This window comes from Geomonas sp., assembly GCF_056994735.1.
In genome coordinates this window covers 1-6,594 of the sequence record NZ_JBXKJL010000035.1, presented here as the reverse complement: position 1 = coordinate 6,594, position 6,594 = coordinate 1, and the positions used below count along the sequence as shown (strand labels likewise).

At 58.7% G+C, this 6,594-nt stretch carries 8 protein-coding genes, 1 tRNA gene and 1 pseudogene; all 10 read right to left on the bottom strand.

Features of this window, described 5'->3' with window-relative positions:
* Positions 1 to 2,189, bottom strand: a pseudogene (locus AC11W3_RS01790) (DNA-directed RNA polymerase subunit beta); the annotation flags it as partial.
* A gap of 161 nt (positions 2,190 to 2,350) precedes the next feature.
* On the bottom strand, positions 2,351 to 2,731 hold the full coding sequence (rplL, locus tag AC11W3_RS01785) for a 50S ribosomal protein L7/L12 (protein WP_484088380.1): 381 nt from the start codon (positions 2,729 to 2,731) through the stop codon (positions 2,351 to 2,353).
* 53 nt (positions 2,732 to 2,784) lie between these two features.
* Positions 2,785 to 3,309 carry a 50S ribosomal protein L10 gene (rplJ, locus tag AC11W3_RS01780; protein WP_484088379.1) on the bottom strand — a complete coding sequence of 175 codons (525 nt, stop codon included), beginning with the start codon at positions 3,307 to 3,309 and terminating at the stop codon, positions 2,785 to 2,787.
* Between the two features lie 259 nt (positions 3,310 to 3,568).
* Positions 3,569 to 4,270 carry a 50S ribosomal protein L1 gene (gene rplA, locus AC11W3_RS01775; RefSeq protein ID WP_484088378.1) on the bottom strand — a complete coding sequence of 234 codons (702 nt, stop codon included), beginning with the start codon at positions 4,268 to 4,270 and terminating at the stop codon, positions 3,569 to 3,571.
* 22 nt (positions 4,271 to 4,292) lie between these two features.
* Positions 4,293 to 4,715, bottom strand: a complete 423-nt coding sequence (gene rplK, locus AC11W3_RS01770; RefSeq protein WP_484088377.1) for a 50S ribosomal protein L11 — start codon at positions 4,713 to 4,715, stop codon at positions 4,293 to 4,295.
* 63 nt (positions 4,716 to 4,778) lie between these two features.
* The gene (nusG, locus tag AC11W3_RS01765; RefSeq protein WP_324080480.1) at positions 4,779 to 5,306 is read right to left on the bottom strand and encodes a transcription termination/antitermination protein NusG; all 528 of its coding nucleotides are present in this window, start codon (positions 5,304 to 5,306) and stop codon (positions 4,779 to 4,781) included.
* Positions 5,307 to 5,317: 11 nt separating this feature from the next.
* Positions 5,318 to 5,503 (bottom strand): preprotein translocase subunit SecE, encoded by a 186-nt coding sequence (secE, locus tag AC11W3_RS01760; RefSeq protein ID WP_484088376.1) that lies wholly within the window; start codon positions 5,501 to 5,503, stop codon positions 5,318 to 5,320.
* A gap of 37 nt (positions 5,504 to 5,540) precedes the next feature.
* Positions 5,541 to 5,617: transfer RNA gene (locus AC11W3_RS01755), tRNA-Trp, on the bottom strand.
* A 38-nt stretch (positions 5,618 to 5,655) separates the two neighbouring features.
* Positions 5,656 to 5,808, bottom strand: a complete 153-nt coding sequence (gene rpmG, locus AC11W3_RS01750) for a 50S ribosomal protein L33 (RefSeq protein ID WP_484092389.1) — start codon at positions 5,806 to 5,808, stop codon at positions 5,656 to 5,658.
* Positions 5,809 to 5,956: 148 nt separating this feature from the next.
* Positions 5,957 to 6,594: EF-Tu C-terminal domain-related protein (locus AC11W3_RS01745; protein ID WP_484092388.1), on the bottom strand; the 638-nt coding region annotated here is incomplete at its 5' end.

Sequence of the window (6,594 nt, the reverse complement as noted above, 5' to 3'; positions counted from 1 at the left end):
AGGGCGCGGTTGGCATCGTCGTGCTCCAGGAACGGGATCAGGCTGGCGGCGACGCTCACCAGTTGCTTGGGCGAAACGTCGACGTACTGGATCTCCTCGCGGGGGACCAGGACGAAGTTCCCGGCCTTGCGCGCGTTCACCCGCTCCGAAGTGATGTAACCGTTCTCGTCGAGCTCGATGTTGGCCTGAGCGATCGTGTATTCCTCGGCTTCCCAGGCTGTCTGGTAAAAGGAGAAGGGGGCGAACTGAGCCGGCCGGTTCCCGGCCGACTCGCAGCGGCGGTTCTCCTTTTCCAGGACCTCGCGCTCCACCTGGTCGCTGATCTTGAAGTGGGCATCTCCCGGATATGTGATCTGGACGTAGTCGAGAACCCTCCCGTCGCGGACCTTCCGATAGGGAGACTCGATGAAGCCATAGTCGTTGATGCGCGCGTAACAGCTCAACGATGAGATGAGGCCGATGTTCGGCCCTTCCGGAGTCTCGATCGGGCAGATGCGGCCGTAGTGCGTGGGGTGCACGTCGCGCACCTCGAAACCGGCCCGCTCGCGGCTCAGGCCGCCCGGTCCTAGCGCGGACAGCCGGCGTTTGTGCGTGATCTCGGAGAGCGGGTTGGTCTGGTCCATGAACTGGGAGAGCTGCGAGGAACCGAAGAACTCCTTGACCACGGCGGAAACCGGCTTGGAGTTGATAAGGTCGTGCGGCATCAGGTTCTCGACTTCCTGCAGGCTCATGCGCTCCTTGATGGCGCGCTCCATCCTGACGAGACCGATGCGGTACTGGTTCTCGAGGAGCTCGCCCACTGCGCGGACGCGGCGGTTGCCCAGGTGGTCGATGTCGTCGATGTTCCCCTTGCCGTTTTTCAGCTCGATCAGGTAGCGCACCACCTCGAGGATGTCCTCGCGGGTGAGCGTCATGCAGTCAAGCGGCACGTCCACGCCCAGCTTGTAGTTGAGCTTGAGACGGCCGACTGCGGAGAGGTCGTAGCGCTCGGCGTTGAAGAAGAGGTTCTCGAAGAGGACCAGCGCGCTCTTCAGGGTCGGCGGATCGCCCGGACGAAGCCTGCGGTAGATCTCGATCAGCGCCTCGTCGGTGGTGCCGATCTTGTCGATCAGGATGGTGTCCCGAAGCGAAGAGGTCACGTGCAGGTTGTCGATGAAGAGTACCTGGAAGGAGGTGATCCCCTTGGAGATGATCTCCTCGAGTTTCGCCAGGGTCAGCTCCTCGTTGCACTCGGCCAGGATCTCGCCGGTCGCCGGGTCGTAGATGTCGTGGGAAGCGACCTTCCCGACGACCTCCTCCTCGGTGATGGGGATCTCCTTGATCCCGTGCTCGCTCATCTTCCTGATGGCGGCCTTGGTGAACTTGCGGTTCGCCTTGAGGATGACCTCGCCGGTGGCGGGATCGACGATGTCGACCGCCGCCTTCTGGTTGGAGAGGAGCTCCGGATCGGCCACCTTGGTCAGCCCCTGCTCGGAAACCCTGATCTCTTCGGACTTGTAGAAGTAGTTCAAAAGGGCGTCGTTGGAGTAGCCAAGGCCCTTGAGAAGCACGGTCGCCGGCATCTTGCGCCGTCTATCTATGCGTACATAAAGGATGTCTTTATGATCGAATTCAAAGTCAAGCCACGATCCGCGGTACGGGATGACGCGGGCGGAGTAGAGCACCTTGCCGCTGGAGTGCGTTTTCCCCTTGTCGTGATCGTAGAATACACCCGGAGAGCGATGCAGCTGGCTTACGATGACGCGCTCCGTTCCGTTGATGATGAAGGTACCGTTCTCCGTCATCAGGGGGATCTCGCCGAAATAGACCTCCTGCTCCTTGATGTCACGGATCGACCGGGTACCGGGGTCCTTCGCCACATCCCAGACAACCAGCCTCACCTTCACCTTCATGGGAGCCGCGAAGGTCATCCCGCGCTGGTGGCACTCCTCCACGTCGTACTTCGGCGCGCCCAGCGAGTACGAGACGTACTCAAGCGAAGCGGTGTCGCTGAAGTCCTTGATGGGGAAGACGCTCTTGAACACGGCCTCCAGGCCGGAGTTCTTGCGTGCATCTACAGGGGTGTCGAGTTGGAGGAATCTCTTGTAGGAGTTTTTCTGGATGTCGATGAGGTTCGGTATGTCTATGATCTTGTGGATCTTGGCGAAGTTTTTGCGCAACAGGGGGTTATTCGCGATTGAATAAGCCATATCTTCTCCTTTGGTGAATGCCTTGGAAGACCTTCACCCCCTTGAATTTCCTGCTGTTACCGTACTGCGGCCCGGGTGGGTGAAGCGGCCTCAAACTAAAATAGAACAGCCAAGGCCGCAAAAAGCGACCTTGGCTTGGATAAAGATCGGCGTCTTTATACTTATTTCACTTCCACTTCTGCGCCAGCTTCGGTCAGCTGCTTCTGTGCGTCGGCAGCTTCTTCTTTGGAGATACCGGTCTTGACCGGCTGCGGTGCGCCGTCGACCAGGTCTTTTGCTTCTTTCAGGCCGAGGCTGGTCAGAGCGCGGACAACCTTGATGACAGCGATCTTGTTGGCGCCAGCAGCCTTGAGGATGACGTCGAACTCAGTCTTCTCTTCAGCAGCTTCAGCCGGGCCAGCAGCCGGGCCTGCAGCGGCAACGGCAACCGGAGCGGCTGCGGAGACACCGAATTTCTCCTCGAGCTCTTTAACAAAGCCTGCGAGCTCAAGAACGGTCATGTTTTCGATGAAGCTAACTACTTCTTCCTTAGTGATAGCCATTGTGTATTCCTCCAGAATATTTGAGTTTGGTTGGTTTCGTCAAGAAACGGTGTTTAGTGGCCTTCTTTTTTGGCTCTGAGGCCGTCCAGCACGCGAACGAAGCCGGCCGGTACGGCAGCCAGCACGCGAACGAAGTTGCTGGTCGGAGCCTGGATGCTGCCCAGCATGCGGGCCAGCAGCACTTCACGGCTCGGCAGGTCTGCCAGAGCCTGGATGTCAGCCACGTTCATGGCCTTCCCGGTCAGCACGCCAGCCTTGAGGGTGAACGGGTTGGTTGCGTCCTTGGAGAACTTGGACAGTACCTTGGCTGCTGCGACGGGATCGTCGTAGCTGAGCGCGACCGCGGTCGGACCGGCCAGGTAGGGTGCGAGCCCCTCGTTGTCGGTTCCCTTGGATGCGATCTCGAGCAGGGTGTTCTTGACGACCTTGTACTCGACATTGACCTTCCTGAGCTCGTTTCTGAGCTCGGTCGCCTGTGCCACGTTCATGCCACGGAAATCGGCAGCGAACACGGCCTGAGCGCGCAGAAGCTTGTCGTGCATTTCGGCAACAAGTTCTTTTTTGTTTTCCTTATTCAAGCGCCTTCCTCCTTTCTTTTGGTATACGGGTACGAAACCCCGCCAAAGTCAGGAAGTTGCGGAAAGATTCCGACAACAACTTTGCAAGTCTCGGTTGGCCGCCTTGCGGCGTTTAAGTCCCCTTCGCTGTTCCGTCGGGAGCACCAGCTGTCTTTGACTTTGGCTTTTGAAGCTTATATTGAAGCATAGAACGCGGATCAAACAATAACCGGGAAGCGAATTCCCTTCATCTGCTATCCGCGCTCTATTGTTGTAGCAGCTATTTCAGCAGCGCCCCGATCTCTGCCAGATCGATGTTGACGCCAGGGCCCATGGTGGAGGAGATGGAAACCTTCTTCATGTAGGTCCCTTTTGCGGCAGCCGGCTTGGCTTTCTGCAGCGCCTCTACCAGGGCCACCACGTTCTCCCTGAGGGTCTGGGGATCGAAGGAGACCTTGCCGACCGGAGCGTGGACGATGCCGGCCTTCTCGACGCGGAACTCGACCTTGCCGGACTTGGACTCCTTGATGGCGCGGGCCAGGTCGAAGGTCACGGTGCCGACCTTCGGGTTCGGCATCAGGCCGCGGGGTCCGAGGAGCTTACCGATCTTGCCGACCACACCCATCATGTCCGGGGTAGCGATGGCGGTGTCGAAGTCGAACCAGCCGCCCTGGATCTTGGCTACCAGGTCGTCGGCGCCGACGTAGTCTGCGCCGGCCTCGCGGGCCTCCCTCTCCTTCTCGCCCTTGGCGAAAACGAGCACGCGGACGTCCTTGCCCAGGCCGTTCGGGAGGACCACTGCGCCGCGGACCATCTGGTCTGCGTGACGGGGATCGACGCCCAGCTTGACAGCCAGGTCGACGGTCTCGTCGAATTTAGCGAAGGCTGCGCCCTTTACGAGCTCGATGCCGTCGTTGAGGGGATAGCTTTTGCTCCTATCTACCTTGGCAAAGGCTTCCTTTTGCTTTTTTGTCTGAGCCATTTCTATTAACCCTCTCTTTAACTTAAGCTATTTCAACGCCCATGCTGCGCGCGGTACCTTCGATGGTCTTCATGGCGGCCTCGAGGCTGGCAGCATTGAGGTCCGGCATCTTCTTGGTGGCGATCTCGCGTACCTGCTCCTTGGTCAGCTTGCCGACCTTGGTCTTGTTCGGTACTGCGGAGCCGCTCTGGATGCCGAGGGCTTTCTTGATCAGCACCGGAGCCGGCGGAGTCTTGGTGATGAAGGTGAAGGACCTGTCGGCGTAGACGGTGATCACGACCGGGGTGATGGTCCCCTCGTCTCCCTGGGTCTTCGCGTTGAAAGCCTTGCAGAACTCCATGATGTTGACGCCGTGCTGACCGAGTGCGGGACCGATCGGAGGAGAAGGATTCGCCTTCCCTGCGGGTACCTGCAGCTTTATATAACCGGTAATCTTTTTGGCCATTTTCCTACTCCTTTGATCTTTCCTAACTGCCTTATACTTCTATTCCTGCCAGCGGGGTCACCCCTACTGCTTTTCTACCTGCATGAACTCGAGCTCGACAGGGGTGGCGCGTCCGAAGATGCTGACCATGACCCGAAGCTTCCCCTTGTCGGGCTTGACGTCTTCCACCACCCCCGAGAAGTTGAGGAAGGGGCCGTCGATGACCCTGACCGTCTCGCCCACCTCGAAGAGGACCTTGGGCCGCGGTTTCTCCGCACCCTCTTCCATCCGCTTGGTGATCTTGTTGACCTCCTCGTCGGGGATGGGGAAGGGATTGTTGCCGCCCACGAAGCCTGTCACCTTGGCGGTCTCCTTGACCACGTGCCAGGTGTCGTCGTTGAGCTCCATGTTGACCAGGATGTAGCCGGGGAAGAACTTCCTCGAAGAGGTTTTCTTCTCCCCTTTCTTCAGCTCGACCACCGTCTCGCACGGGATCAGGATCTCGCCGAAGAACTCCTCCATCTCGAGGTTCTTGATCCGCTCGGCGAGCGAGAGCCGAACCTTGTTTTCAAAGCCGGAGTAGGTGTGAACACCGTACCATTTAAGTGCCATTTGTAAGTCCTCTAGCGGAGTATCGACCTGATGAGCTTAGCAAGGACTACATCGCAGGCGCCGAGATAAAATGAAACAAGCACTATGATGACAACAACAACCTGAGCGGTGGAAAAGGTTTCCTTGCGGGTAGGCCAGGTCACCTTGGCAAGCTCCGCCTGCACATCCTCAAAGAACGTCTTGGTTTTAGCTAGCACTTGTCACCCCACTTATAGCAGTGTTTAGAAAATAAAATGGCAGGCCAGGAGGGATTCGAACCCCCAACACCCGGTTTTGGAGACCGGTGCTCTAGCCGTTAGAGCTACTGGCCTGCGGCGGGGGCCCCGCATAGGCGGAACCCCAAATCGAATTATTTCGTTTCCTTGTGAGGAGTGTGCTTCTTGCAGAAACGGCAGTACTTGTTGAACTCGAGTTTCTGCGGGGTGTTCTTCTTGTTCTTCGTGGTCGTATAGTTACGCTGTTTGCACTCGGTGCAACCAAGGGTGATGATGTCTCTAGGCATGTCCGTATCCTTTCAAACTAGTTTCGCGTTTCGCGCCTCGCGTTTCGCGCAGTGCGAAACCGACAACCCAAAACATCTTCCTTCTAAAAAGAACAGTTTAAATCCCGCTCCGCCCCCGACTGAGGCGAAGCGGGATAGTAAACCTTGATTACTCGATGATCGAGGAGACGACGCCTGCGCCGACGGTGCGGCCGCCTTCGCGGATAGCGAAGCGGAGACCTTCGTCCATGGCGATCGGGGTGATCAGGTTGACGGTGACGGCAACGTTGTCACCAGGCATGACCATCTCGGTGCCCGGCTCGAGGTCAACGACGCCGGTAACGTCGGTGGTCCTGAAGTAGAACTGCGGACGGTAGCCGTTGAAGAACGGGGTGTGACGGCCGCCCTCCTCTTTGGAGAGGATGTAGGCTTCTGCCTTGAACTTGGTGTGCGGGGTGATGGAGCCCGGCTTGGCCAGAACCTGGCCGCGCTCGATATCCTCACGCTTGACGCCGCGGAGCAGTGCGCCGATGTTGTCGCCTGCGCGCCCTTCGTCGAGGAGCTTGCGGAACATTTCCACGCCGGTGACGGTGGTCTTGGCGGTGGCCTTCATGCCGACGATCTCGACCTCCTCGCCGACCTTCACGATCCCGCGCTCCACGCGGCCGGTAGCGACCGTGCCACGACCGGAGATGGAGAAGACGTCCTCGACCGGCATCAGGAAGGGCCTGTCGATGGCGCGCTGCGGCTCCGGGATGTAGGAGTCGACTGCGTCCATCAGCTTCATGATGGCCTGCTCGCCCAGCT

Coding starts and splice junctions, on each gene's coding strand:
- rplL (WP_484088380.1), bottom strand. CDS start 2,731: ATGGCTATCACTAAGGAAGAAGTAGTTAGCTTCATCGAAAACATGACC.
- rplA (WP_484088378.1), bottom strand. CDS start 4,270: ATGGCTCAGACAAAAAAGCAAAAGGAAGCCTTTGCCAAGGTAGATAGG.
- rplK (WP_484088377.1), bottom strand. CDS start 4,715: ATGGCCAAAAAGATTACCGGTTATATAAAGCTGCAGGTACCCGCAGGG.
- nusG (WP_324080480.1), bottom strand. CDS start 5,306: ATGGCACTTAAATGGTACGGTGTTCACACCTACTCCGGCTTTGAAAAC.
- rpmG (WP_484092389.1), bottom strand. CDS start 5,808: ATGCCTAGAGACATCATCACCCTTGGTTGCACCGAGTGCAAACAGCGT.